This is a genomic window from Nocardiopsis sp. iso_186 (assembly GCF_056173365.1).
This window is the reverse complement of sequence record NZ_CM149670.1, coordinates 979,165-1,002,575: the sequence shown is the minus strand read 5'-3', so window position 1 is coordinate 1,002,575 and position 23,411 is coordinate 979,165. Positions and strand designations below refer to the sequence as shown.

Here is a 23,411-nt window from a genome sequence, read left to right as displayed (position 1 = left end):
CGGCGGCATTGTTCGCGGTCGGCCCCGACCGGTCTGGTCGTACTGCTCGGGCGCGGGGGAACGAGGCGCTCAGTCCTACTCACCCATGTGCATGACCTCCCAGAGGTGACCGTCCGGGTCCTGGAAACTCCAGCCGTACATTCCGTCCTGGTCGATGGGCTCGTTGGACGGGCTCCCACCGGTGGCGATGGCCTTGGTGACCAGGTCGTCCACTTCCTGGCGGCTCTCGGCACTCAACGCGAGGATCGCCTCGGTGTGCGTGCGGGCGTCGCAGATCTGCTTGGCGGTGAACGTCTGGAAGTAATCCTCGACGAGCAGCATCACGAAGATGTCGTCGCTGATCACCAGACATGCGGCGTTGTCGTCGCTGAACTGGGGATTGATGTCGAACCCGAGACCCGCGAAGAAGGTTGTGGACGCCTCCAGGTTGCTGACGGGCAGGTTCACGAAGATTTTTTTCGCCATAGCGGCAACGTAACAACCGACTACGACAGAACCGGCAGACCACGCCGCATTTTCTGGCCTGAAGAGATCACTCCTCTGGCCCGGCCTTTTCCTGATGGCCGCGGGCGGCTCCCCGATCGAGGAGAGACCCGGTTTTATTCGGCGATGTCGCTTTCTTCTCGTGGCACGCCCCGGGCGCTGCTGTCCGGTGACGTACTGGCGGAGTCGCTGTTCACGGCGGCCTTCCTGTTCGCCGGAGCCTTTCGTGCCGACTACGACCATGGGCTTCGGCCACTGGTTGGTGCGGCACGGCACCCCCGACCGGGCGGCCTGCTCACCGCCGGGCACGTTTGGTTCCCCAGGCGCCATGACGCTGACCGGTATCGGGGGCTCCACGGTCGAAGGCTGGATCGATCGCGCCGGACTCATCCAGCGTGTGGCGCCGACCGTCGGCCCGGCCCGGCAGAACGCCGTGGCCCTCCGGCTGTTGCGGGGCACGACGGTTCAGATAGGCGATCGGATAGCGTGATCGGGCATTCGGCACGACGGTAAGGGGCGGGCGTGGGCAAGCGGCTGGTGCTGTGGGACATCGACAAGACCCTCATCGACGTCGAGGGGATCGGGTGGTCGGTCTTCTGCACCGCCTTCACCGCCTTCAGCGGGATGCCCGACCACGTCACGACGCGCGGCCCCGGCCGCACCGAATGGCAGTGGTTCACCGACACCCTGGCGGCCAACGGCCTTTCCCATCGGGCCGACGAGTTTCCCGAGTTCCTGCGCCTGGAGGATCTGGAGTTCCGACACAACCGCGACCGGCTACGGACCCGCGGCCGGGTCCTCCCCGGCGCACGTCGGGTCCTGGAGCGCTGCGCACGCGAGTCGGACGTGGTGTCCTCGCTGCTCACTGGAAATGCCCGGGCGAACGCCCGGCACAAGCTGAATGCGTTGGGGCTGGAGCACCTCGTCGAATTCGACCTCGGCGGCTACGGCGACGACCACTGGGAGCGACCGGAGCTCGTAGAGATCGCCCAGCGACGTGTACAGGAGGCGACCGGCGTGGCCTTCGGTTCCGGCACCACGGTGCTGGTGGGTGACACCCCCAACGACGTCCGCGCCGCCCTGGAGGGCGGCGCGCAGATCGTGGCGGTGGCAACCGGACTGGCCGACGCCGCTGCTCTTCGTGCAGCGGGTGCCACCGTCGTGTTGGACGACCTGTGCGACACCGATGCTGTGCTGTCCGCGCTGCTGGGCTGACCAGTGTCCCGGGCCGCACCTGGAGAAAACGCGGCGCCGAAGGCTCCCCCCGAAGTCCTCCGGCGCCGCTTTCCAGGATGGCTTCGATCCGCTCAGACGAGCTCTCGGGCGGGGTTCTTGGCCGGTGCGGTCATTGTCATCCGCACGACAGCGGGCAACCGGTCCAATTCGAGGGAGGATCGCAGGTTCTCCAGCGCCTCACCACGGACTCGCCGCCACACCGCGGTGGCGTCGGCGTCGGCGTTGAGGGTCAGGTCGAGACGCAGGTGCGGGGAACTGCTGGACTCGGTCATCTTGACACGCGCGCGGCGTACGCCTGGGTACTCCCCGACTTCCTCTTCGAACACCCCGCGTGCCGCGCCGGCCGTCAACTCGGTGGTCCCCATCAGGGGTTCGGGTTCCATTCGCAACCGACCGACCCAGTCAACCCTGCCCTGGACCACCAACCAGCGGAGGGCGATCAGGGCGAGGACCACCGAGAGCGCCACCACCGCATAGGGCACCCATGAGGCCCTGGTGTACCGGGCGGCCGAGTCGGTGAGCAGGGGCGAACCGGCGACGCCCGTACCGAATGCGCCCAGGCCGGCGGCCAGGGCAGCGGCTCCGGCGGCCAACAGGAGGAGCCCTACGAACGCCAGTCCCCATCGGTTACCGCGCGCGGATTTGCGCGCCTTCTTACCTACCGTCATGATCGATCACGCCTTCGCGTATCGGACGCTCGCCCGAACATTGAGTTCACGGACTGGAGCCAGGTCGCCCAGCCTGCGGCGCACGGCCTCACGAACCAGGCCGGGCAATTCATCGGATCGGCGCAGCTCGGTATGAGCGCGCACGGCTACCCGGCGGCGGCCAAGCGTCACATGGGCGGAGCGCACCCCGTCCACCTCGCACGCAGCCGCGGCCAAAGCTCTGCGCAGCGCCCCTTTGGACAGTCCGACCACAAAAGCGGGATCCTCGGTGCGCAACGCCAGCCAGTGGCCACGGCCGGGCACCAACGCGAGCGAGATCAATACCAGGCCGATCAACGCCAGCACTCCCGAGGCGATCTTGACCGTCGGATCGGCCCATCGCGCGCTTCCGGCATAACCTGTGGCCCGGTCAACCGGGAGCAGACTCAACGGACTGCCCGCGAGCGCGGAGATGACCTCGACCGCGGCCAGTCCCGCCACCCCCATGATCACCGCTCCGGCAATGAAAGCCGGCCAGGAGCGGTATGGCCGGAAGGTGTGGACAGCCACGCGGTCGGCCCGCCTGGCGACAACCGGGTCCGGGCGGCTCAACGCCTCTTCTACCGTCGTCATGTCCTTTTCCAATTCCGTTCCCTGGTCGCTGCCGGTCCTTGCCATGAGCGGCCGCGCCAGTCGTTCACTCAGGGGGAAAGTCACCGGTGCGCTTCCTTTCTCGCCCTCGAAGATGTCTGCGACTAAGCCGTTCGGGCGTCGCGGACCAGTTCCGAGACCTCGATGTCCACGTGCCGGACGGTCAGCCCAGTCAGCTCCAGGACCCGTCTGCTCACCCTTTCGCGCACGTCACGCGTGGTCTGTCGAACGGGATGGGGATAGGTCACCGCAATGCTCAACCGCACCGTCACAGACGTTCCTGCTATCTTCACCTGTGCTTTTGCGGGCCTGGGACTACCTCCGAGGAGGGAACCGAGGCCGCGGTGCATACCGCGTGTTCCTTCGACCTCGTCGGCCACACGTCCCGCGATCTTGGCGACGACCGCATCAGGGATCACCGTGCGTCCGCGTTCCTCGGCGATACGCGCCCGTGGGACCGCGACCGGCGGTGCCGTGTTCATCGTTGTACTCATCGGCGCTCCCGGTCAGTTGCGCCGTGTGAACAGCTCGGCGAGGTCGATCTCGCCCTGGAACGCGCGGCCTGCCAGGAACCCGACAAGCCCGAGTACCAGTACCAGCGCGAACGCTCCGAAACCTCCGAAGGCTCCCGCCAGTCCCAATACGGATCCGAATGCCAGTCCCACAATCGGCCACATGGTGATTCCTCCTGATCAGTTGATGAGCGCGGCGTTATTTGAGGCGGCGTGCCATGGCTCGCCGCCTGCGTCTGCGCCGAAGGCTCTCGGCGATCCAACCGAATGGCCCGCGTGGCGTCCGATGCACTCCGACGGCGTCCCGGCCGGCCCCTGACGACGGCCGGGACACCGGGCCTGCGTTACCGCGTTGACCCGCGAGGCCTGCGGCAAAAGCATGGGGGTCACCGCCCAGGTCGGGATGGTTGCGTTTGACCCACTCCCGGAATTCCCTGCGCTGGTCCCGCACCTTTCACCTCTCCTCGCGTGTCTCCGGCAGCCCTGCGATCACGTCCTCGACGGACACGTGTACCGCGCGCCCCTCTGCCAGGGGTACTACTGCCGCCTGGACGTCGGCGGCGACCTCCGGCAACGGGCGCCCGTAGCGGACGACCACACCGACCTCGACAATGTCGTCGCGTACGGCCACCCCGTCCACCGTTCCCCCGGGCAACGGGGTGGCCAACGTTCCGAACGAGCCCGAGGACAGCTCGACCACGTCGGGAAGCGCCCGCACCCGTAGGGCGATTCGTGAACTCACGTGTTCCCGGGCTTCGGCGTTGGCCGGCATGTCACTGCACCCGCGGCTCGATCGGGCGGCCGGTGTCCTCTTCCTGGTCGTCCTCGTCCGGGAGGTGGATGTCGTCGATGGTGATGTTGACCTCGGTGACCTCCAGGCCGGTCATGCGCTCGACGCCATTGATGACGTTGCGGCGCACCGCCGAGGCGAGGTCGGGGATTGCCACCCCGTACTCCACGACGAGGTCGATGTCCACGGCCGCCTGACGCTCGCCGACCTCGACGGCCACTCCGCGCGAAGCAGTGCTGTTGCTGCTGGCGCCGGGAATCCGGTCACGCATCGCGCCGAAGGCACGGGCCGCACCGCCACCCATGCGGTAGACGCCACCGACCTCGCGGGCCGCCATGCCGGCGATCTTGGCGACGACGTTGTCGGCGATGGAGGTCCGACCGTTGGAGGTCACCAGTTCGCGGGAATTCCTGCTGGTGTCACGGGCGGTGGGCACCTTGCTGTTCTCCGTCTTCGTCTGCGTCTCGGTCATCGAAGGGTCTCCTCAACTCGAACAGATGGATTGTCTCGGCGGATAGACACCGAGGCTGGAGTGTGCGGGCGTTTTAGCGCTTGAAAGCGTCCTTGACCTTGTCCGCGGCCTCGCCGAGCTTGTCCTTGGCACCGTCCACTGCTTCTTTGGCCTGGGCTTTGACCTGGTCGGCTTTGCCTTCGCGCTCAAGCCCACGATTTCCGGTGGCCTTCCCAGTGGTCTCCTTGGCCTTGCCGGCGACGTCTTCGAAGCGGTTTCCCAGCTGGCCCATGGGGTTCTCTCCTATGTTTCGACATCTGCCCTAGGGGCAAATGGCCTATCGCTTTGGCGGAGTCCGCTTCTGTCGAGGTCTTCGATAGCGGTTCCTGCCGTTACATATGGAAGACACGGTTCAGCGCCCCATCCTCACGGTCGAAGTATTGTGACCTGGGTCACTTAAATCAACGACCAACACGAGGGGTCCGCCCAGCACGTCATTACCCAATGTATTTGATCAAATGCATAAAGTAGTCAATCATTGTACGTCCGAAGGATGTGGCAGGCCGCCAAATGCTCACAGAAGAGGACATTGCGGATTCCGTCCTGGTCGAACACGCCCAGGACGGCGACACCAGCGCCTTCGAACTGCTCGTCCGGCGCTACCAGAATCCCGTCTACCGGATCGCCCTGCGCGTCACCGGCAACGAGGGTGACGCCGCCGACGCCGCGCAGGAAGCGTTCATCGCCGCCTGGCGACAACTGCCCGAACTGGACAATCCGGCGACCTTCTCAGGGTGGCTCTACCGGATCGTCAGCCGGCGCGCCCTGAACTCGATCCGGTCACGACGCCCGACGTCGCCGATCGGGGAGGATGGTGCGGAGCTGCCCGACCCCTCGATTGGCCCCGAGCACCACTCGGTGGCGACCGATCTGCGCAGCGCCCTGGCCAAGGCCCTGGAAAACCTCCCCCCGCCCCAACGAGTGTGTTGGACACTGCGCGAGCTGGAAGGAATGAGTTATGAGGAGATAGCAGCGATCGTTGACGCCACACCGACTGCCGTACGCGGGCGCATCCACCGTGCCCGCACCCATCTCGTGGAGGCGCTGAAACCATGGCGGTAGAGCACACCGAGCCCGACCCCACCCTCGACTCGGCCCGCGACGAACTCAGGGAGGAACGCGTCACGGCCCCTCCCCAACTCCTCGACAACGTGATGAACACGGTTCGGCGGGAGGGGCGCTCGACGCGCGTCCTGGACGTCCCCTCGACCCGGTCTCTTCCGGACAACGGCCACACCCAGGTACGCGAGTCCGTCGCCGCGAAGATCCTGCGCATGGCCGCTGACCGGACCCCCGGGCTCCGGGTGGGGCGCTGCCAGATCGGCGAAGCCGAGACCGAGGGATACTCCGTGCGCCTCACCGTTCGCGCCGATACCGGGACCCCCATCCCCGAAGCGGCCGAGGTCCTGCGCCGGTCGGTGCTGTCGGCTGCGCGCAACCAACTCGGCTGGGTCATCGCCCGTGTGGACATCGACATCGCCGACATCGTCTGACCCCGCTCGAAGCGGGCCCACGCCGGGCCTACCGGAACACCACCGTCTTCTCTCCGTTGATGAGGATCCGGTGCTCGGCGTGCCAACCGACGGCCCGTGCCAACGCCACCGACTCCAGGTCCTGCCCCATCGCGGTCAGCTGCTCGGGGGTGGCGGCGTGGTTGACACGGGCCACCTCCTGCTCGATGATGGGCCCCTCGTCCAGATCCGCCGTCACATAGTGGGCGGTCGCCCCGATGAGCTTCACGCCACGCGCGTGCGCCTGGTGATAGGGGCGGGCTCCCTTGAAGCTCGGCAGGAAGGAGTGGTGGATGTTGATGACGCGTCCGGACATCTTCTGGCAGAGGTCCTCCGAGAGCACCTGCATATAGCGGGCCAGTACCACCAGGTCCACCTCTGCATCCTCGACCAGCTCGAGCAACCGGGCCTCCTGCGCCGGTTTGTTCTGCGACGTCACCGGAAGGTGGTGGAAGGGAAGGCCGTAGGAGTCGGCCAAGAACTCCAGATCGCGGTGGTTGGACACCACACCCGCGATGTCGATCCCCAGCAGGCCGCTGCGCTGACGGTAGAGCAGGTGGTTGAGACAGTGACCGAACCGGGAGACCATCACCAGCACCCTGGGGCGAACGTCACGCCGCCACAGGTTCCAATCCATCGAGAACTCCGCGGCGAGTCCCGCGAACGCCCCCCGAAGCGCGTCCTCGCTCACTCCCGCGTCGTCAACGCTGAACTGCACCCGCATGAAGAAGCGTCCCGTGTAGTGGTCGCCGCACTGCTGACTCTCGTCGATGTTGCCGCTGTGAGCGGCCAACAGATTGGCCACCGCCGCAACGATTCCACGGCTGTCGGGGCACGACAGGGTCAGGACGAATTCGCGCTCGCTCATGTCTGTCAAAAGGACCTTCTCAGAGGCGGGACACCGGCTGGGAAGCAGCCGATGAGCAGGACCACCAGCCTACCCAGGCCGCTTTGGCGGCCGGGGGGAGTCCGGTAACCGCCGGCAGAGATTCCACCATCCAACATGAAAAAGTTTCACAAACGTGTGACATGCTCACACTATGAGTAGTGTTCGTGACCGCTACGAAGTAGCGACCGCACACCTGGAAGCCCCCTTCGCCATCGTCAACCTGGCGGCTATGCGCGCCAACGCCGCAGACCTCACCCGTCGCGCCGGCGGCATGCCCATCCGGGTCGCCAGCAAATCCGTCCGGTGCCGCCACCTTCTGCGCACGACCCTGGCCACCCCGGGTTATTCCGGGATCATGGCCTACACCCTCCCCGAAGCACTATGGCTGGCCGCCGACGAGACGCTGGACGGCCACGACATCCTCGTCGCCTACCCGACCGTTGACGCCCACGCCATCACCGCCCTGGGGGCCGACCCCGAGGCCGCCGCAAAGATCACCGTCGTTGTCAACAGTTCCGACCATCTGGACGTCATCACCGCTGCCGCACCCGCCCCTGCAACCCCCATCAGGGTGTGCATCGATATCGACACCAGCTGGCAACCACTCGGGCAGCGCAACCGCATCGGCGCACACCGCTCCCCTCTCCGCACCCCCGGCCAGGCCGTTGCTCTCGCACGCCTGATCAGCCGGCGCCCGGGCCTGCACCTCGACGGCATCATGGCCTACGAGGCACAGATCGCCGGAATCGGTGACGCACCCCCGGGACGCCCCGTCTACGGCCGGGTACTGCAATGGGTCCAGCAACAGTCCCAGTACGAACTCGCCCGGCGGCGGGCCCAGATCGTACGCGCGGTCAGCGAGGTCGCCCCCCTCCGCTTCGTCAACGGTGGCGGCACCGGGAGCCTGCACATCACCAGCCGCGAGCGTGCCGTGACCGAGGTCGCCGCGGGCTCCGGGCTCTACCAACCCCACCTCTTCGACCACTACCGATCCTTCACCGGCCGACCGGCCGCCTTGTTCGCACTGCCCGTCGTTCGCCGCCCTGCTCCCGGCGTGGTCACCGCCCTCGGCGGTGGATACACCGCCTCCGGCCCGGGCGACAGCACGCGACTCCCCCAGCCCTACCTGCCGCCCGGTCTCGACTACAGCAGTACCGAGGGCGTCGGGGAAGTACAGACACCGCTCAAGGGGGCACCCGCGGACGCCCTGGCCATCGGCGACCGGGTCTGGATGCGCCACGCCAAAGCCGGCGAGCTCTGCGAACGTTTCGACCAACTTCACCTCGTCAACGGTGACGAGGTCGTGGCCACCGTCCCCACCTACCGGGGAGAGGGAAAGACCTTCCTCTAAGGCTCCGACGCAACGAGGAGGGGCCGGGGTCACCACCCCGAACCCCTCCTCGTTGGTTCGTCTAGCGCTTAGCCCGACGCCGCACCGCCACGGCGATGCCCACCGCGACGGCCAACCCGACGCCCATCCCGACGAGCAGAGCGGGCGACGGTCCACGACGCAACTCGTAGTCCGCAACCACCTCGTCCTCGCCCTTGAGCAGGATCGCGCCCTCCGGGGGCTCTACCAGGTGGCTGTCGGTACGCCGCACCGACGCGCCGGTGACCAGGGCCCGAGCTTCCTCAACCAAAAGCTCGCCGGTGTCGCGCAGCTTGCCCAGCCCACGTTTGGCCACGTTCTTGGGGTTGGCGCGGTCGGTCAGCTCATCGATCGCCCACGCAAGCCGAACCTGCGCACGCTCGATCTCGGCTTGCACAACAGCCGGGTCGCGCCGGGGTTCCTCGGGGCCCGTTGCCTCCATAAAGCCCGTTTCCTTCCGCTACCGCAGAGTCGCCTGCGATGAATCAGCGGCCGGCGTCTCGCCACCGGCCTGTCTCTCAGGCGTACGCGCAAAACTCAACGCGCCCTCGATCCCATCGACCACCCGGAAGAAATCCCGGGTGGACAACCACAGTTTATAGACGATCAGGATCTCGAACGCGAGTAGCAAAACGCCTGCCAGCACGGTCGTCCAGACAATCGCGCTCGGGGCGAAGACCGCCAGCAGAGGCGCCAGTACGAACACCGCGATCTGGAGTTCGATGCCGCTCACCAGGTGCGTTCGGATCCGGTGGGCCCGCAAGAACTCCCAGAACCGCTGATACCACGGAAAACGATGCCGAAACTCTTGGTGCAGATCCACCTTGGGCAACCGCACGTCAGGCTGTTTGCCCGCGTCCCGGTCATAGCGGTTCTCCTTCTCCGCCTGCGACCGAAGAAGCTGCTCCAGCACCGAGATTCCGTGCTTGAGCACTGCCTGCTCGCCGGTATCGCTGAGCGGCGCCCCTGGCTGCGCCGGCTCCAGCATCGACAGCGTTGCCCGGGCCCGTTCCAGGGCTGCCGCCAGGTAGGAGCGCATCTCCCGACGCATCTTGTAGACCTGGAGGGCGTTGAGATAGCGCAGCATGTCGCAGAAGACCACGACCAGTGCCATCCAGACGAACACCGTCCGTCCGGTCAGTACGTACTGGCCGCCCATCAACGCCACCGCGCACATCAGCACCCGGAACCGGTCGAAGATGTAGTCCATCCACGACCCGAACAGCGACTCCCGGTCGGTCAACCGCGCGAGCTTGCCGTCCATGCAGTCCACGAGAAAGGACACGTAGTACAGGACCGCACCCGCGATCAGGAACGGCCAGAAGCCCACCGCGAAGCATGCGGCCGCTCCCAAACCCAACAACAGCACCACGACCGTCAGCTGATTGGGCGTGATCGACGTGCGGTTGGCGATCAACCGGACGAGCCGCAGAGCGATCGGATCGATCGCCCAGACGGTCCACCAGGAATCGCGCTCCTTGCGGGTGCGATTCCTGACCTCGTCCATGGTGAAACTGGACATTGCTGGCGTACTCCTCGAAGCGGGAAAGGTGCTTCGGCCCAGTACCGGGTGCTACCGGTCCTGACGGTGCGAGTCGTTGCGGGACCCGCCCCTCACCATGATCCGGTGCCGACGCGGCATGGGCTTGGTCAACCTTAGGTGAAGATCGCCCTTCATGCGCGTCTTGGGCATGAAGCGTTTCGTTACTGCCGCCGAATCCGGACCCGGGCCCTTCATCCCGAACCGGGACAGGCCGCATCTGGCTGCCCTGCGACCCTCCCAGCAGCGCCCCACCACGCGCAATAGGCTGAACACGACAGTCCCAGGCCCCACCCCGATGAGGAGACCACGCGTTGAGCGAGTCCACCGACCGCCTCCAGCCCGGCGACACAGCGCCCGACTTCACCCTCGACGACGCCGACGGCAAACCCGTCACACTCAGCGAGGTCCTGGGGAGCCACAACCGTGTGGTGCTGTACTTCTACCCCGCGGCCATGACCCCCGGATGCACCAGCCAGGCATGCGACTTCCGCGACAACCTCCGCGCCTTCAACTCTGCCGGCCTGACCGTGCTCGGGATCTCCCCCGACACCACCGCCAAACTGGCGGCGTTCACCGAGAAGGAAGGGCTGACCTTCCCTCTTCTCTCCGACCCGGAGAAGACCGTCCTGACCGGCTACGGCGCGTTCGGTGAAAAGAAGAACTACGGCAAGATCGTCCAGGGTGTGATCCGGTCCACCCTCGTGATCGGTGCGGACCGCGTGGTCGAGAAGGCGTTCTACAACGTGAAGGCCACCGGCCACGTCGATCGGGTCAAGCGGGAACTGGGCATCTGACCCACCGGGGGCGGGGCGCAGATGACTGTTCCGCCCCCCGGGGGCGGCCACCGGGTGGGTGATCGGCCGGCCGGCAGCGTACGAAGAACGCCGCTCGATGTCGGCCGCCCTGTCCGCAGCCGAACGGCTCATCCGGAGAAGCACGTGCGACAGGGGCCGGAGAATTTGCGTTTGCGCACCCCCAACTGCCACTCTTCAGACGGACGGTTTTGTCGTCGCGCCCGCGACCGGAGAAGACGACCGGACAGCCAGCTACAGAGGGCCGTAGTCCAATAGGTAGAGACACACGATTTAGGTTCGTGCCAGTGCGGGTTCGAGTCCCGTCGGCCCTACAAAGGACCCTGGTGGGGTGGAGGAGCAGGCTTCCTCCACCCCACCCGTACGTTTGCCGTTACCGAAGAACCAGCGCCCACAGGATGACTGCGAGCAGCGCCACTACCCCCGCTGCCACACCGATGATGACCGGAACGGCACTCTTGCTGCGATGCTTGCCCGAACTGGTCAGCCCGAGGGTGTCGGTGGACTCCCGGATCGAGGTGAGCAGGGCACTCACCGATTCCGGACGATGGCGCTGGAGCGCGTCGGAGACATGCGCGACCTGGTCGTGCAGGTTGTTGCGCAGGGCCTCTGCCCCCGCTTTCAGCGCGACGGGTATCGCTTCGGCCGCTGACTGATCCGACTCGTTGCGTGCCTCGGTCTCTGCCGCCGACTTCGCGGCTGTCTCCGGGCTGGTCTCGGGTGCCCAGGGGGCGAGTGAAGCGATGCGCAGCATCGCGGTGGCACTGTCCGCGGTCAGGCGCGCCTCGGGATCGACCCGCAGCAGGCCGGCCAACACCGGGGCGAGCGGTCCCGCGTTGGCAGCCGGCTCAGGCTCTTCCAGATCGTCGCCGCGCAGAATGGCGATGTAGCCCTTGCGGTTGTAGGGCGGGTGGCCCTCGACCGCGGCGTACAGGGTCGCACCCAATGACCACAGGTCCGAGGAAGGCCCGACTGGGCCGGCCTTTGCGCGCTCCGGCGGGATGTAGGAGGGCGAGCCGATGATTCGGCCCGAACTGCTCAGCGCCGACTCACCGGTCCAGGCTGCCAGCCCGAAGTCGGTCAGGACGACCCTGCCCTGATCGCTGATCATGACGTTCTCGGGCTTGACGTCGCGGTGGACGATCCCCTCGTCGTGTGCAGCTTTCAACGCGCTGATCAGTTGCAGACCGATCTCGGCCACGCGTGGATAGGGAAGAGGCCCGGCGAGGTTGACGATCTCGGCGAGTGTGCGCGCCACGACCAGTTCCATCACGATCCACGGCCGGCCGTCCTCGTTGACGACGTCCAGCACGGTGACAACGTTGGGATGGGTCAGGCGACCGGCGACCCGGGCCTCTCGGGTGGTGCGGCGCAGCAGCGAACTGCGCTCGGCCTCGGTCAGGTCATCGGGCAACCGAAGTTCCTTGACCGCGACCTCGCGGTCGAGGACGACGTCGGTGGCGCGCCAGACGGTACCGACCCCGCCGCGCCCGATGGGTTCGGTCAGGGTGTATCGCCCCGCGAGGATGCGTTGCTCCTCGGGGGCGTCGTTGACCACAACCGGGCGCGACGAATCCGGCGGCTGGGAGTCCTGCCGCTCTGCTGGGGGTTCTATGGAGGACACGACTCTTACAGGATCAGCTCACGGGCCATGCTGGCCTCCTGCGGGCGGTTGCGGCGGCGGTGGCGTCGGGGCATAGACGCACCACTCGTTATACCAACGTCTGAAGACATTAGAGCAGGTGGTTGGAACATCACAGTCACTTAGGTTCGGTTTCGTTATCTCCCGCGGACTGTGTCACATGCCGCGCTTTCCCTCTCCTTTGCCTGATTTTGCCATTCAGGGGGTGGTGGAACCAGGTACGGCCCAAAGCGTCTCGGGATCGCGAACCTCAACCGGTCCGAATCCGGTCTCGGCGAGCGGCTCCCGAAGGGTCTCGGCGTCTCCCGCGACGATGACGACGGACTCCTGCGGGTGCAGGTAATCGCGGGCGGCCTGCTGGAGATCGTCGGCGGTGAGCCGCTCGAACCCTGCACGCAGCCGGTCCACATGGTCCTCGGGCAGATCGTGCACGACGGACTCGACGAGGGCACCGGCCAGACGGCCGGCTGTGGAATAGCTCACCGGAAGACCGACCGTGTTGGACTCGCGCACCGCGGCGAGCTCGCCCTCGGTCGCACCCTCGTCCTTCAACTTGGCGATCTGCTCTAGCGTGGCGGTGATCGAATGCGCCGTGGTGGGCGCCTCGACCTGGGTGCTGATCACGAAGACACCGCTGTCGCGACGCAGATCGAAGCGGCACCCGACACCATAGGTGTAACCCAGGCGTTCGCGCAGTTCCATGTTGAGGCGAGAGGTGAACATCCCGCCCAGCACGTCACTCATCCCTTCGACCTTGGGCAGGTTGACCTGGGAGCGCGCCGGAGCCCGGTGCGCCAGGATCAGTGCGGACTGCACGGAGCCGGGGCGGTCCAGGAGAAGAATACGCGGCAGGTCCCCCGGGGCGGGATCCGGAGCAACGGTGTGGCGGGCCGGCGTGGCGAGGGCGTCACCGAACACGGTCCTTCCGAGGGCTTCCAGATCAACGCCCGAAAGGTCACCGACCACAACGAGGGTGCCCGCGACGGAGGCCACGGAGTCGGCGTGGAACCGGCGCACGTTTTCAGGCGTGAGTTCGTGCAGTCCTGCCGGCCCTCCGCTGAGAGGCGTGGCGTAGCGGCCGGTGAAGAGCTGGCCCCCGATGGAACGCGCGGCCAGGGTGGAGGCGACCGACGCCTCCAGCCAGAAGCTCTCAATGAGCTGGTCACGGCGACGGACGATGTCTTCGTCACGCAGAGCGGGAGTGCGCAGAGCCTCGGCGAACAGCCCAACGGCGTCGGCGATGCGGTTGGCCGGAGCATCAACACCGGTGATGAAGCTGTCCCAGCCGATCCGGGACACCCACTCCGCGCCGTGGCGTTCCAGCGAAGGCGCCAGCGAGCTGTTGCCGTGGATGCCGTCCTCAAGGGCTTCGTTGGTCAGCGCGGCGACACCCATGAGATCGGCCGGTTCGCTGATGCCACCGGCCGGCTGGACGAGCCGGATGGCGGCGTAGGGCTGGCCGGGAATATCGATGGCCACGACAGTGCCGCCCCCGACCTGAAGGCGCTGGGGCTTGGGGAAGGTGTAGCGCGTGGGCTCACCGAGCACTGGGCGGGTCTGGAGGTTGCTCAAGACGGATCTTCCTCTACATCAGGATGCGCGTTGGGCTGATACAGCGGCGACGGATCAGGCGTCGGCGTCCGGGGCCTCTTCGTCCTCGAAACGGACCGAGAGGCGATTCTCCGGAGTGAGAAGACGCTTGGCGTACTCCACGACTTCGTCGGTGCTGATGGCGGCCCAACGTTGCGGCCAGGTGTAGACGAGGGTGGGGTCGTCGAACAGCTGCGTGCAGCTGCCGAGGGAGTCCGCGAGCCCTCCGGGAGTGGAGATCGACTGGAGGTGGTCGCGCTCCAGAACGGCGCGGGCCCGCTCCATCTCCTCCTCGCTGATGCCGTCGGCCAGGGTCGAGATCTCGTCGAGCATGGCCTCCTCCAGCTGGTCGCCGGTGACGCCGTCCCTGGCGATCATGCTCACGAAGAACAGGCCGGGGGTGTAACGGAAATTGACCAGGTCGGCTGCCGAACCACCGTCGTCGTTGGCGAGGCCGCGCTCGACGACGAGCCTGCGGTAGAGCCGACTGCCCTGTCCTTGGCCGAGTACGGCGGAGGCCAACTGCATGATGTCGAACTCGCGCGTGCCGTAGGCGGGGACCCGGTAGATGAGGAAGACCGCGGGCGCGGGGACGTTCTCGGTGACGACCTCGCTCTTGGGCCCGCCGATGGGTCCTTCCAGGGTGGCGTCGGGCGCCTCGGCGATGACGTCGCGCGCAGGGATGCCGCCGAAATAGTGCTTGACCCGCTCGTGCACGTCGTCGGGGTCGAGGGCACTGACCACGGTGAGGACCAGGTTGTCCGGACCGTAGTGCGCCTTGTGGAAGGAGAGCACGTACTCGAGGTCGGCAGCGTCCAGGTCCGCCATGGAACCGATAGTCGGGTGATGGTAAGGATGCCCCGGCGGGTAGGCGTGGGAAAGGATGCGCTCGAAGGCAGTTCCGTAGGGGATGTTGTCGTAGCGCTGGCGACGCTCGTTCTTGACGACGTCGCGCTGGTTGTCCAGGACTTCCTGCCCCATTCCCTCGCGCAGGGTGGCGAGACGGTCGGCCTCCAGCCACAGGGCGAGGTCGAGGGCGTGTTCGGGAACCGTCTCGTAGTAGTTGGTGCGGTCACTCGAAGTGGAGGCGTTGATGTCGCCGCCCAGTCGCTCGATCGCATCGAAGTGGTCCCCCTTGGGGACGTTGCCACTTCCCTGGAACATCAGGTGTTCGAAGAGGTGCGCGAACCCGGTGCGGCCCGGGACCTCGTGCCTGGAGCCGACCCCGTACCAGAGGTTGACGGCGGCCACCTGACCGGTTGCGGCCGGAGCAATCACCAACCGGAGTCCATTGTCCAGGGTGTGCTGCGTGATCTGCTTAGCCGCGCCGTTGGTCGTCGTCACCAGTCTTTGCACCCCTTGCTGAACGGATGTCATGCGGAGCTTCGAGCCTATGCCCTCGGCCGAGCGTGCGGGTACCGGCCCGCTCACTCAATGCCACGTTATGTGCACGGGCGGAAACGCGGGGTGTGAAACGTGGGTTTCAGGACCGATTCCATACTTCCCCCGGGTCGGGGACCGGGAATTCAAGGGTGTCCCCCCAGTCGGTGAAGGTGAGATCCACGTGAGCCGGACCGTCCTCGCTTTTCATCTGCACGATCACCGCAACGGGCAGATAGTCGTCATCGACCCACAGTGTGAAGGTGATCTGCCGGACCCCCTGGGCGGACAGGTCCTGTAGCACTCGCCATGCGCCTCCCGTACCGCTCACGTTGTTCATGCCGTCCACGACTGAGAAGGTCGCCCGGTGGCCACGGCCGGTCACCCCGTTCACGGTGCGCCGACCGGAGGGAAGAAGCTCGCTGGAGGCGGCGATCATGCTCCAGTCCCGGATCCCCGAGATCGCACGGATGGCCTCGGAGTAGAGGGCCCTGGGCTCGGGCGGGTCCTCGAAGTCCGCACGTGAACGGCCGACCCACTCGGCCCCCGAAGGAAGGCCGTCGGTGGTCGGTGGCTTGAGAAAGAACCTGTCACCCACCGCAACGGCCTGTGCTGCGTAATCGTCACCGCTCCTGCTGCGCATGTCGAGGTCCGCGGTGAAGTCGATGGAGTCTTTTGCGTGGAAGACGTAACCACCGCTGGCCTCTGCCCTGCGGATACCGCCGAGGGAAGCGGTCGCCTGGTAGCGGACGGTCTCTCTGGTCAGTACCGCCCGTTGGATCGCGGACACCAGGTCGCCGGGTGTCTCGGGCGGGGCGTCCGGGGCGGGGATGGGGGTGTCGGGGTCCCCTTCGACCGGACCGGGGTCGGGGGCCGGAGGGCTCGGGGAATCCCCCCCTTGCGGGGGCGCCCCGCTCGGAGGGGCCTGCGTCTGCGATGAACCGGGATCGTCTTGGGGGGCGGAAACGCATCCGGAGAGCGCGCACAGCACCAGGAAAGCGGCGGCACCCGCCGCCGTGGAGCGCTGGAGGGCCATGGCGCTATATGTTCCCAAACCTCCCGGGGGCACACCGTCAATGACGGTGCGGCGAGGACCGGTTTCCCTTATCCCGCCGCGGTTGCGGGCCTCCGGGGCTCTCAGCAGGAGGCTTTCCCGCCCTGGAGCCGGCCCGGGGATCTGCGTGGAAGAAGTTACGCCGTGGCACTACGGGTAAGGGAGGGGAATGAGTGCAGATCTCGACCGACTCGACACCGACGAACTTCGGCGGCGCGCTGTCGCCCTGGCCCGTGAGCGATGGGACGCGACCTACCTCTGGGAACTGGTGCAAAGCATTCCGGCTGCGGAGGCCGCCACCGGTCGTCAAGAAGCCGGGGAGACCGGTGCGCTGAAGGCATCCAATCTGTTCAGCGAACTGATCGCCGAACGCGAAGGCGATCACGAATTGCGCGAGGCGCTGCGTCCGGTCTATCTGGACTACCTTGAACGGCACGAAGGTTCTCGGGAAAACCCGCGCGACAGCCCTTCGGCCTGACCGGGCCGATTGACGTCCGGTTACTGGTTCTTCCTTCGTACTGGTTGTGCGGAGGAAGAACCGGAGCGGCCCGTTCCGATATTTTCTCGATTTCCCCCACAAATGCGGAAGGGCTCGCCCAGCCACCCCCACAAGAGGCAACCAAACGAGCCCAACCAACATCAATTACGGCGGCGTCCTACTCTCCCACCCCAGCAAGGAGGCAGTACCATCGGCGCTGGAAAGCTTAACTTCCGGGTTCGGAATGGGACCGGGTGTTTCCTTCCCGCTATGACCACCGTAAACCTCCACCCAACCACCCACCCAACAGGCGAGCGCGGGAAACCCACGGAAAACCAACCACCAAAAAAGGCAGCCAGCCAAAAACGAATAGTGTGCGCGAGCATCCAGTCATCTGCGATGGACAAGCCCTCGGCCGATTAGTACCGGTCAGCTCCACCCCTCACAAGGCTTCCACATCCGGCCTATCAACCCCATCGTCTCTAGGGGGCCTTACCCACTCGAAGTGGTGGGAGACCTCATCTTGAAGCAAGCTTCCCGCTTAGATGCTTTCAGCGGTTATCTTTCCCGAACGTAGCCAACCAGCCATGCCCTTGGCAGGACAACTGGCACACCAGAGGTTCGTCCATCCCGGTCCTCTCGTACTAGGGACAGCCCTTCTCAAGTCTCCAACGCGCGCAGCGGATAGGGACCGAACTGTCTCACGACGTTCTAAACCCAGCTCGCGTGCCGCTTTAATGGGCGAACAGCCCAACCCTTGGGACCAACTCCAGCCCCAGGATGCGACGAGCCGACATCGAGGTGCCAAACCATCCCGTCGATATGGACTCTTGGGGAAGATCAGCCTGTTATCCCCGGGGTACCTTTTAGCCGTTGAGCGACACCGCTTCCACACGCCGGTGCCGGATCACTAGTCCCTGCTTTCGCACCTGCTCGACACGTCCGTCTCACAGTCAAGCTCCCTTGTGCACTTACACTCAACACCTGATTGCCAACCAGGCTGAGGGAACCTTTGGGCGCCTCCGTTACTCTTTAGGAGGCAACCGCCCCAGTTAAACTACCCACCAGACACTGTCCCCGAACCGGATCACGGTCCCAGGTTAGATGCCCGAAACAGTCAGAGTGGTATTTCACCAACGCCTCCACCATCACTAGCGTGACAGCTTCACCGGCTCCCACCTATCCTACACAAACCATCCCAAACACCAATGTCAAGCTATAGTGAAGGTCCCGGGGTCTTTCCGTCCTGCTGCGCGAAACGAGCATCTTTACTCGTAGTGCAATTTCACCGGGCCCATGGTTGAGACAGCGGGGAAGTCGTTACGCCATTCGTGCAGGTCGGAACTTACCCGACAAGGAATTTCGCTACCTTAGGATGGTTATAGTTACCACCGCCGTTTACCGGCGCTTAGATTCCCAGCCTCGACACAAAAGTATCTAACCAGTCCTCTTAACGTTCCGGCACCGGGCAGGCGTCAGTCCGTATACAGCGTCTTACGACTTCGCACGGACCTGTGTTTTTAATAAACAGTCGCTTCCCCCCGGTATCTGCGACCCCACCCAGCTCACGAGGAAAACTCGATCACCAGACAGGGCTCCCCTTCTCCCAAAGTTACGGGGACAGTTTGCCGAGTTCCTTAACCATGGTTCACCCGATCGCCTCGGTCTACTCGACCTGACCACCTGCGTCGGTTTAGGGTACGGGCCGCCCACACACTCGCTAGAGGCTTTTCTCGACAGTACGGGATCACTCACTTCAGCTCAACGCCTCGACGTCACGCCTCACCCTTCACAGAACACGGATTTACCTATGCTCCAGGCTACACGCTTGACCCGGGAACAACCATCGCCCGGTAGAGCTACCCCTCTGCGTCACCCCATCACTTACCTACTACCCAATCGGATCCCACGCCTCCACCCACAAACACCCGAAGGCGAAAATGAGCTTCAGTGGTGGTTAGCATCAAAGGATTCAGTATTGGACGCGTATGAACGGGTACGGGAATATCAACCCGTTATCCATCGACTACGCCTGTCGGCCTCGCCTTAGGCCCCGACTCACCCTGGGCGGATTAACCTGCCCCAGGAACCCTTAGTCAATCGGCGCCAGTGTTTCTCACACTGGTTTCGCTACTCATGCCTGCATTCTCACTCCCACACAATCCACCACAGAATCACTTCGCAGCTTCACCTCGTGCAGGACGCTCCCCTACCAAACAACACAAAAGTGTTGAGTCCACAGCTTCGGCGGTGTACTTAAGCCCCGTTACATTATCGGCGCAGAATCACTTGACCAGTGAGCTATTACGCACTCTTTAAAGGATGGCTGCTTCTAAGCCAACCTCCTGGTTGTCTCAGCAACTCCACAACCTTTCCCACTTAGCACACGCTTAGGGGCCTTAGCTGATGATCTGGGCTGTTTCCCTCTCGACTACGAAGCTTATCCCCCGCAGTCTCACTGCCTCGCTAACTTAAACCGGCATTCGGAGTTTAGCTGACGTCAGTAACCTTGTAGGGCCCATCAGCCAACCAGTAGCTCTACCTCCGGCAAGCAACACGAAACGCTGCACCTAAATGCATTTCGGGGAGAACCAGCTATCACGGAGTTTGATTGGCCTTTCACCCCTACCCACACCTCATCCCCCAGGTTTTCAACCCTGGTGGGTTCGGGCCTCCACGAAGTCTTACCTCCGCTTCACCCTGGACATGGGTAGATCACTCCGCTTCGGGTCCACAGCATGCGACTCAAACGCCCTATTCAGACTCGCTTTCGCTACGGCTACCCCACCCGGGTTAACCTCGCCACACACCATGACTCGCAGGCTCATTCTTCAAAAGGCACGCCATCACCCACCACCCACAAGGAGTCCAGGCTCTGACGGCTTGACAGCACACGGTTTCAGGTACTATTTCACGACCCCTCACCGGGGCACTTTTCACCTTTCCCTCACGGTACTAGTGCACTATCGGTCATCAGGACGTATTTAGGCTTAGCAGGTGGTCCTGCCAGATTCACACGGAATTTCACGGGCTCCGCGCTACTCGGGAATACACCAACGACTAGACCTGATCTTCACCTACGGGACTCTCACCCACTCCGGTACCGTTTACCACCAGTTTCGGCTAATCAGACCATCATCGCGCCCAGCCGGCAGACTGAACACAGCACATCCCACAACCCCGCACACGCAACCCCTGCCGGGTATCACACGCGCACGGTTTAGCCACATCCCCTTTCGCTCACCACTACTCAGGGAATCACTATTGTTTTCTCTTCCTGCGGGTACTGAGATGTTTCACTTCCCCGCGTCACCACCAACTACCCTATACATTCAGGTAGCGGCAACCCGACACAACTCGGGCTAGGTTTCCCCATTCGGACACCCACGGATCAAAGCTCGGTTGACAGCTCCCCGTGGCCTATCGCGGCCTCCCACGTCCTTCATCGGCGCCTGATGCCAAGGCATCCACCGTGTGCCACTATCACTTGGCCACCACAGATACAAGATGCTCGCGCACACTATTCACAAATCAAAACACCACCCGCAAACCCAAACACCACTCAACGAGAAAAAATCCTCACCAAGAGTTCTTTGAGGCGGCACCAGAAAACAACCACCAACCCTCCCCACCAAGCCCAGCCGGCACACTCGCACGACCAAACCCTTAACGATGAAGAAAGCCGGTATCGGTTGCTTCCTCAGATACCCAACAGCGCGCCCCCCAGCTCTAGGAAACCAGGGGCAAAGTTCATCCACTCAACAACCAAGACCGAACACTCCAGCCACCCACCAGCACCCATCGAAGGCACCAGCATCAGCAACCAGCATCGGTTCCACTCTCGAGTCAACCGACCATGATAGGAAAAACAGTCGGCTTCAATGACTCCTTAGAAAGGAGGTGATCCAGCCGCACCTTCCGGTACGGCTACCTTGTTACGACTTCGTCCCAATCGCCAGCCCCACCTTCACTCACTCCCTCCCCGAAGGGTTGGGCCGCAAGTTTCGGGTGTTGCCGACTTTCGTGACGTGACGGGCGGTGTGTACAAGGCCCGGGAACGTATTCACCGCGGCGTTGCTGATCCGCGATTACTAGCGACTCCACCTTCATGGGGTCGAGTTGCAGACCCCAATCCGAACTGAGACCGGCTTTTAGGGATTCGCTCCGCCTTACGACATCGCACGCCCTCTGTACCGGCCATTGTAGCATGTTTGCAGCCCAAGACATAAGGGGCATGATGACTTGACGTCATCCCCACCTTCCTCCGAGTTGACCCCGGCAGTCTCCCATGAGTCCCCACCATTACGTGCTGGCAACATGGAACAAGGGTTGCGCTCGTTGCGGGACTTAACCCAACATCTCACGACACGAGCTGACGACAGCCATGCACCACCTGTCACCCACCAACTAAATGACCCCGTGTCTCCACGAGTCCATGGGTGATGTCAAACCTTGGTAAGGTTCTTCGCGTTGCGTCGAATTAAGCAACATGCTCCGCCGCTTGTGCGGGCCCCCGTCAATTCCTTTGAGTTTTAGCCTTGCGGCCGTACTCCCCAGGCGGGGCGCTTAATGCGTTAGCTACGGCACGGAGACCGTGGAAAGTCCCCACACCTAGCGCCCAACGTTTACGGCATGGACTACCAGGGTATCTAATCCTGTTCGCTCCCCATGCTTTCGCTCCTCAGCGTCAGGTAAGGCCCAGAGACCCGCCTTCGCCACCGGTGTTCCTCCTGATATCTGCGCATTTCACCGCTACACCAGGAATTCCAGTCTCCCCTACCTACCTCTAGCCAGCCCGTATCCACTGCAGAACCGGAGTTAAGCCCCGGTCTTTCACAGCAGACGCGACTAGCCGCCTACGAGCTCTTTACGCCCAATAATTCCGGACAACGCTCGGACCCTACGTATTACCGCGGCTGCTGGCACGTAGTTAGCCGGTCCTTATTCCCCACCTACCGTCAACCCCCAGAAAACTGGGAGCCTGCGTGAGTGGTAAAAGAGGTTTACAACCCGAAGGCCGTCATCCCCCACGCGGCGTCGCTGCGTCAGGCTTTCGCCCATTGCGCAATATTCCCCACTGCTGCCTCCCGCAGGAGTCTGGGCCGTGTCTCAGTCCCAGTGTGGCCGGTCGCCCTCTCAGGCCGGCTACCCGTTATCGCCTTGGTGAGCCATTACCTCACCAACAAGCTGATAGGCCGCGAGTCCATCCCCAACCGAAAAAACTTTCCACACCCTCCCATGCAGGAGCGTGTCATATCCGGTATTAGACCGAGTTTCCTCGGCTTATCCCAGAGTTGGGGGCAGGTTACTCACGTGTTACTCACCCGTTCGCCGCTCGTGTACCCCGAAGGGCCTTACCGCTCGACTTGCATGTGTTAAGCACGCCGCCAGCGTTCGTCCTGAGCCAGGATCAAACTCTCCATTAAGGTCTACCACCACGACCCGAAGACCGTGGAAACCTAGATGGCGTCAACCCTGACTGAACATCAAACTGACATTCAATCAAAGGAATCCCTCACCATCACAATGTGATGGTCGGGAGCCAAAACAAACTTGGCTGTAAGTAAATAAACACGCGCTGTTGAGTTCTCAAAAAGCAACCGCTTAACCGTCTACAAGCATTCCCAGCGGGCCAGGCCCGCGTGTCACGCTCTTCGTATCGGTGCGGCGTTGTTTCCGCTTTGTTGTGTTCCCGACTTTATCAGGGTGTTTGTTCCGGCGCAAATCCGCGCTTTTCGCAAACCCTTGATGAAGCTGGGAGTGGAGTTTCCCTGCCCGGTTTCCCGTGCATTTCCGCTCCGTTGCGCCTCCACTTTATCGCGGTCTTGCGATCCCGCCAAATCGGCGTGGTGCAAGCTTTGCGACTTTAAGAATTCAAGTCCCCGATTCTCATTTTGCCTACACCGGAATTCCTGACGACAAAGCCAGAATGGTGAAGCACCCGAGACAGGGGCGATGAGATCGCTCCTGCTGCAGATGGGAATCGGAGGAGCGGATGCCGAAACATCCTCTTCAATCCGTGGAGTCCGGACCCGGCTGCTCCCACTCAGATGAGGGGCTCAGTTCCCGGAAGACCGTGTTCTTTTCAAGAGTACCCGCCCGAAGTCAATGCTTCGACCGGAACCTTCCGGAAAAGAGTGCCGCCCCGAGTGGATCCGACGGACCCGGTTCGTGGCGACTCGGAGAACACTACCCGACCCCCGGAGGACCCCGGACCGCGTTCGGCAAGAACCCGGCGACCGCTTGCATCGCCCGGATCCATCATCATCACTTTGGCTACACAGAGTGCCGTTTCGTATCAATCACGTGACGT

General features: G+C 63.9%; 22 protein-coding genes, 1 tRNA gene and 3 rRNA genes. 8 read left to right on the top strand and 18 right to left on the bottom strand.

The window, feature by feature from the left end:
- Positions 1–75: 75 nt before the first annotated feature.
- Complete coding sequence (locus AC0VYP_RS04540) at positions 76–447, bottom strand: VOC family protein (protein ID WP_475472638.1); 372 nt, start codon at positions 445–447, stop codon at positions 76–78.
- Positions 448–709: 262 nt separating this feature from the next.
- Here AC0VYP_RS04540 and AC0VYP_RS04535 point away from each other — a divergent pair, with 262 nt between their 5' ends.
- Together AC0VYP_RS04535 and AC0VYP_RS04530 are read left to right on the top strand one after the other, a co-directional pair.
- A complete protein-coding gene (locus tag AC0VYP_RS04535) occupies positions 710–973 on the top strand; it encodes a hypothetical protein (RefSeq protein ID WP_285758839.1) in 264 nt (87 codons plus the stop codon).
- A 32-nt stretch (positions 974–1,005) separates the two neighbouring features.
- Positions 1,006–1,698, top strand: coding sequence for a haloacid dehalogenase-like hydrolase (locus AC0VYP_RS04530; protein WP_285758837.1), 693 nt, complete (start codon positions 1,006–1,008; stop codon positions 1,696–1,698).
- 92 nt (positions 1,699–1,790) lie between these two features.
- Here the strand turns inward: AC0VYP_RS04530 and AC0VYP_RS04525 are convergent, their stop codons facing one another.
- The 7 genes from AC0VYP_RS04525 to AC0VYP_RS04495 all read right to left on the bottom strand — a co-directional run bounded on the left by AC0VYP_RS04525 (position 1,791) and on the right by AC0VYP_RS04495 (position 5,062).
- Positions 1,791–2,387: an Asp23/Gls24 family envelope stress response protein gene (locus AC0VYP_RS04525; RefSeq protein WP_285758836.1), complete on the bottom strand. Its 597-nt coding sequence runs from the start codon at positions 2,385–2,387 to the stop codon at positions 1,791–1,793.
- 6 nt (positions 2,388–2,393) lie between these two features.
- Entirely contained in the window at positions 2,394–2,999 is a 606-nt protein-coding gene (locus tag AC0VYP_RS04520; RefSeq protein WP_285759547.1) for a DUF6286 domain-containing protein, read from the bottom strand.
- A gap of 122 nt (positions 3,000–3,121) precedes the next feature.
- Complete coding sequence (locus AC0VYP_RS04515) at positions 3,122–3,511, bottom strand: Asp23/Gls24 family envelope stress response protein (protein WP_285758835.1); 390 nt, start codon at positions 3,509–3,511, stop codon at positions 3,122–3,124.
- Positions 3,512–3,523: 12 nt separating this feature from the next.
- Positions 3,524–3,694: a hypothetical protein gene (locus AC0VYP_RS04510; RefSeq protein WP_285758833.1), complete on the bottom strand. Its 171-nt coding sequence runs from the start codon at positions 3,692–3,694 to the stop codon at positions 3,524–3,526.
- Between the two features lie 289 nt (positions 3,695–3,983).
- Positions 3,984–4,301, bottom strand: a complete 318-nt coding sequence (locus AC0VYP_RS04505) for a hypothetical protein (RefSeq protein ID WP_432707459.1) — start codon at positions 4,299–4,301, stop codon at positions 3,984–3,986.
- A 1-nt stretch (position 4,302) separates the two neighbouring features.
- A complete protein-coding gene (locus AC0VYP_RS04500) occupies positions 4,303–4,791 on the bottom strand; it encodes an Asp23/Gls24 family envelope stress response protein (protein ID WP_285758831.1) in 489 nt (162 codons plus the stop codon).
- A gap of 73 nt (positions 4,792–4,864) precedes the next feature.
- Positions 4,865–5,062: a CsbD family protein gene (locus tag AC0VYP_RS04495; protein WP_285758829.1), complete on the bottom strand. Its 198-nt coding sequence runs from the start codon at positions 5,060–5,062 to the stop codon at positions 4,865–4,867.
- A 278-nt stretch (positions 5,063–5,340) separates the two neighbouring features.
- Here AC0VYP_RS04495 and AC0VYP_RS04490 point away from each other — a divergent pair, with 278 nt between their 5' ends.
- Positions 5,341–5,892, top strand: a complete 552-nt coding sequence (locus AC0VYP_RS04490; RefSeq protein WP_285758828.1) for an RNA polymerase sigma factor — start codon at positions 5,341–5,343, stop codon at positions 5,890–5,892.
- Positions 5,883–6,323 carry an Asp23/Gls24 family envelope stress response protein gene (locus AC0VYP_RS04485; protein ID WP_285758827.1) on the top strand — a complete coding sequence of 147 codons (441 nt, stop codon included), beginning with the start codon at positions 5,883–5,885 and terminating at the stop codon, positions 6,321–6,323. Before AC0VYP_RS04490 ends, AC0VYP_RS04485 begins: the two co-directional genes overlap by 10 nt.
- Before the next feature lie 28 nt (positions 6,324–6,351).
- On the opposite strand, the gene purU is transcribed toward AC0VYP_RS04485, so the two are convergent.
- The gene (purU, locus tag AC0VYP_RS04480; RefSeq protein WP_475472633.1) at positions 6,352–7,209 is read right to left on the bottom strand and encodes a formyltetrahydrofolate deformylase; all 858 of its coding nucleotides are present in this window, start codon (positions 7,207–7,209) and stop codon (positions 6,352–6,354) included.
- Between the two features lie 172 nt (positions 7,210–7,381).
- Between purU and AC0VYP_RS04475 the strand changes: the two genes are divergently transcribed.
- Positions 7,382–8,581 (top strand): amino acid deaminase/aldolase, encoded by a 1,200-nt coding sequence (locus AC0VYP_RS04475; protein ID WP_475472631.1) that lies wholly within the window; start codon positions 7,382–7,384, stop codon positions 8,579–8,581.
- Between the two features lie 61 nt (positions 8,582–8,642).
- On the opposite strand, the gene AC0VYP_RS04470 is transcribed toward AC0VYP_RS04475, so the two are convergent.
- Entirely contained in the window at positions 8,643–9,041 is a 399-nt protein-coding gene (locus AC0VYP_RS04470; RefSeq protein ID WP_475472629.1) for a DUF3618 domain-containing protein, read from the bottom strand.
- An 18-nt stretch (positions 9,042–9,059) separates the two neighbouring features.
- Positions 9,060–10,121 (bottom strand): CDP-alcohol phosphatidyltransferase family protein, encoded by a 1,062-nt coding sequence (locus AC0VYP_RS04465; protein ID WP_475472627.1) that lies wholly within the window; start codon positions 10,119–10,121, stop codon positions 9,060–9,062.
- A 332-nt stretch (positions 10,122–10,453) separates the two neighbouring features.
- Here AC0VYP_RS04465 and bcp point away from each other — a divergent pair, with 332 nt between their 5' ends.
- Together bcp and AC0VYP_RS04455 are read left to right on the top strand one after the other, a co-directional pair.
- A complete protein-coding gene (gene bcp, locus AC0VYP_RS04460; RefSeq protein ID WP_285758819.1) occupies positions 10,454–10,936 on the top strand; it encodes a thioredoxin-dependent thiol peroxidase in 483 nt (160 codons plus the stop codon).
- Between the two features lie 258 nt (positions 10,937–11,194).
- Positions 11,195–11,268: transfer RNA gene (locus AC0VYP_RS04455), tRNA-Leu, on the top strand.
- A 59-nt stretch (positions 11,269–11,327) separates the two neighbouring features.
- Here the strand turns inward: AC0VYP_RS04455 and AC0VYP_RS04450 are convergent.
- From AC0VYP_RS04450 to AC0VYP_RS04435, 4 genes are all read right to left on the bottom strand, one after another.
- Positions 11,328–12,578, bottom strand: coding sequence for a serine/threonine-protein kinase (locus AC0VYP_RS04450; protein WP_475472626.1), 1,251 nt, complete (start codon positions 12,576–12,578; stop codon positions 11,328–11,330).
- A 216-nt stretch (positions 12,579–12,794) separates the two neighbouring features.
- Positions 12,795–14,168: a M16 family metallopeptidase gene (locus AC0VYP_RS04445; RefSeq protein WP_475472624.1), complete on the bottom strand. Its 1,374-nt coding sequence runs from the start codon at positions 14,166–14,168 to the stop codon at positions 12,795–12,797.
- A 54-nt stretch (positions 14,169–14,222) separates the two neighbouring features.
- Positions 14,223–15,563, bottom strand: coding sequence for a M16 family metallopeptidase (locus tag AC0VYP_RS04440; RefSeq protein ID WP_285758814.1), 1,341 nt, complete (start codon positions 15,561–15,563; stop codon positions 14,223–14,225).
- Between the two features lie 106 nt (positions 15,564–15,669).
- A complete protein-coding gene (locus tag AC0VYP_RS04435; RefSeq protein WP_285758813.1) occupies positions 15,670–16,602 on the bottom strand; it encodes a hypothetical protein in 933 nt (310 codons plus the stop codon).
- Between the two features lie 187 nt (positions 16,603–16,789).
- Here AC0VYP_RS04435 and AC0VYP_RS04430 point away from each other — a divergent pair, with 187 nt between their 5' ends.
- Positions 16,790–17,098 (top strand): hypothetical protein, encoded by a 309-nt coding sequence (locus AC0VYP_RS04430; RefSeq protein ID WP_285758811.1) that lies wholly within the window; start codon positions 16,790–16,792, stop codon positions 17,096–17,098.
- A 165-nt stretch (positions 17,099–17,263) separates the two neighbouring features.
- Here the strand turns inward: AC0VYP_RS04430 and rrf are convergent.
- The 3 genes from rrf to AC0VYP_RS04415 all read right to left on the bottom strand — a co-directional run bounded on the left by rrf (position 17,264) and on the right by AC0VYP_RS04415 (position 22,524).
- A 5S ribosomal RNA gene (gene rrf / locus AC0VYP_RS04425) occupies positions 17,264–17,380 on the bottom strand.
- A gap of 116 nt (positions 17,381–17,496) precedes the next feature.
- Positions 17,497–20,592 (bottom strand): 23S ribosomal RNA (locus tag AC0VYP_RS04420).
- A 399-nt stretch (positions 20,593–20,991) separates the two neighbouring features.
- Positions 20,992–22,524 (bottom strand): 16S ribosomal RNA (locus tag AC0VYP_RS04415).
- Together the 16S, 23S and 5S rRNA genes form the textbook arrangement of a ribosomal RNA operon.
- Between the last annotated feature and the right edge of the window lie 887 nt (positions 22,525–23,411).

Bases quoted from the DNA above. Each gene is read 5' to 3' on its own strand.
- AC0VYP_RS04525 (WP_285758836.1), bottom strand. From the start codon at position 2,387: ATGACGGTAGGTAAGAAGGCGCGCAAATCCGCGCGCGGTAACCGATGG.
- AC0VYP_RS04520 (WP_285759547.1), bottom strand. From the start codon at position 2,999: ATGACGACGGTAGAAGAGGCGTTGAGCCGCCCGGACCCGGTTGTCGCC.
- AC0VYP_RS04515 (WP_285758835.1), bottom strand. From the start codon at position 3,511: ATGAGTACAACGATGAACACGGCACCGCCGGTCGCGGTCCCACGGGCG.
- AC0VYP_RS04510 (WP_285758833.1), bottom strand. From the start codon at position 3,694: ATGTGGCCGATTGTGGGACTGGCATTCGGATCCGTATTGGGACTGGCG.
- AC0VYP_RS04505 (WP_432707459.1), bottom strand. From the start codon at position 4,301: ATGCCGGCCAACGCCGAAGCCCGGGAACACGTGAGTTCACGAATCGCC.
- AC0VYP_RS04500 (WP_285758831.1), bottom strand. From the start codon at position 4,791: ATGACCGAGACGCAGACGAAGACGGAGAACAGCAAGGTGCCCACCGCC.
- AC0VYP_RS04495 (WP_285758829.1), bottom strand. From the start codon at position 5,062: ATGGGCCAGCTGGGAAACCGCTTCGAAGACGTCGCCGGCAAGGCCAAG.
- AC0VYP_RS04490 (WP_285758828.1), top strand. From the start codon at position 5,341: ATGCTCACAGAAGAGGACATTGCGGATTCCGTCCTGGTCGAACACGCC.
- AC0VYP_RS04485 (WP_285758827.1), top strand. From the start codon at position 5,883: ATGGCGGTAGAGCACACCGAGCCCGACCCCACCCTCGACTCGGCCCGC.
- purU (WP_475472633.1), bottom strand. From the start codon at position 7,209: ATGAGCGAGCGCGAATTCGTCCTGACCCTGTCGTGCCCCGACAGCCGT.
- AC0VYP_RS04475 (WP_475472631.1), top strand. From the start codon at position 7,382: ATGAGTAGTGTTCGTGACCGCTACGAAGTAGCGACCGCACACCTGGAA.
- AC0VYP_RS04470 (WP_475472629.1), bottom strand. From the start codon at position 9,041: ATGGAGGCAACGGGCCCCGAGGAACCCCGGCGCGACCCGGCTGTTGTG.
- AC0VYP_RS04465 (WP_475472627.1), bottom strand. From the start codon at position 10,121: ATGTCCAGTTTCACCATGGACGAGGTCAGGAATCGCACCCGCAAGGAG.
- AC0VYP_RS04440 (WP_285758814.1), bottom strand. From the start codon at position 15,563: ATGACATCCGTTCAGCAAGGGGTGCAAAGACTGGTGACGACGACCAAC.
- AC0VYP_RS04435 (WP_285758813.1), bottom strand. From the start codon at position 16,602: ATGGCCCTCCAGCGCTCCACGGCGGCGGGTGCCGCCGCTTTCCTGGTG.
- AC0VYP_RS04430 (WP_285758811.1), top strand. From the start codon at position 16,790: ATGAGTGCAGATCTCGACCGACTCGACACCGACGAACTTCGGCGGCGC.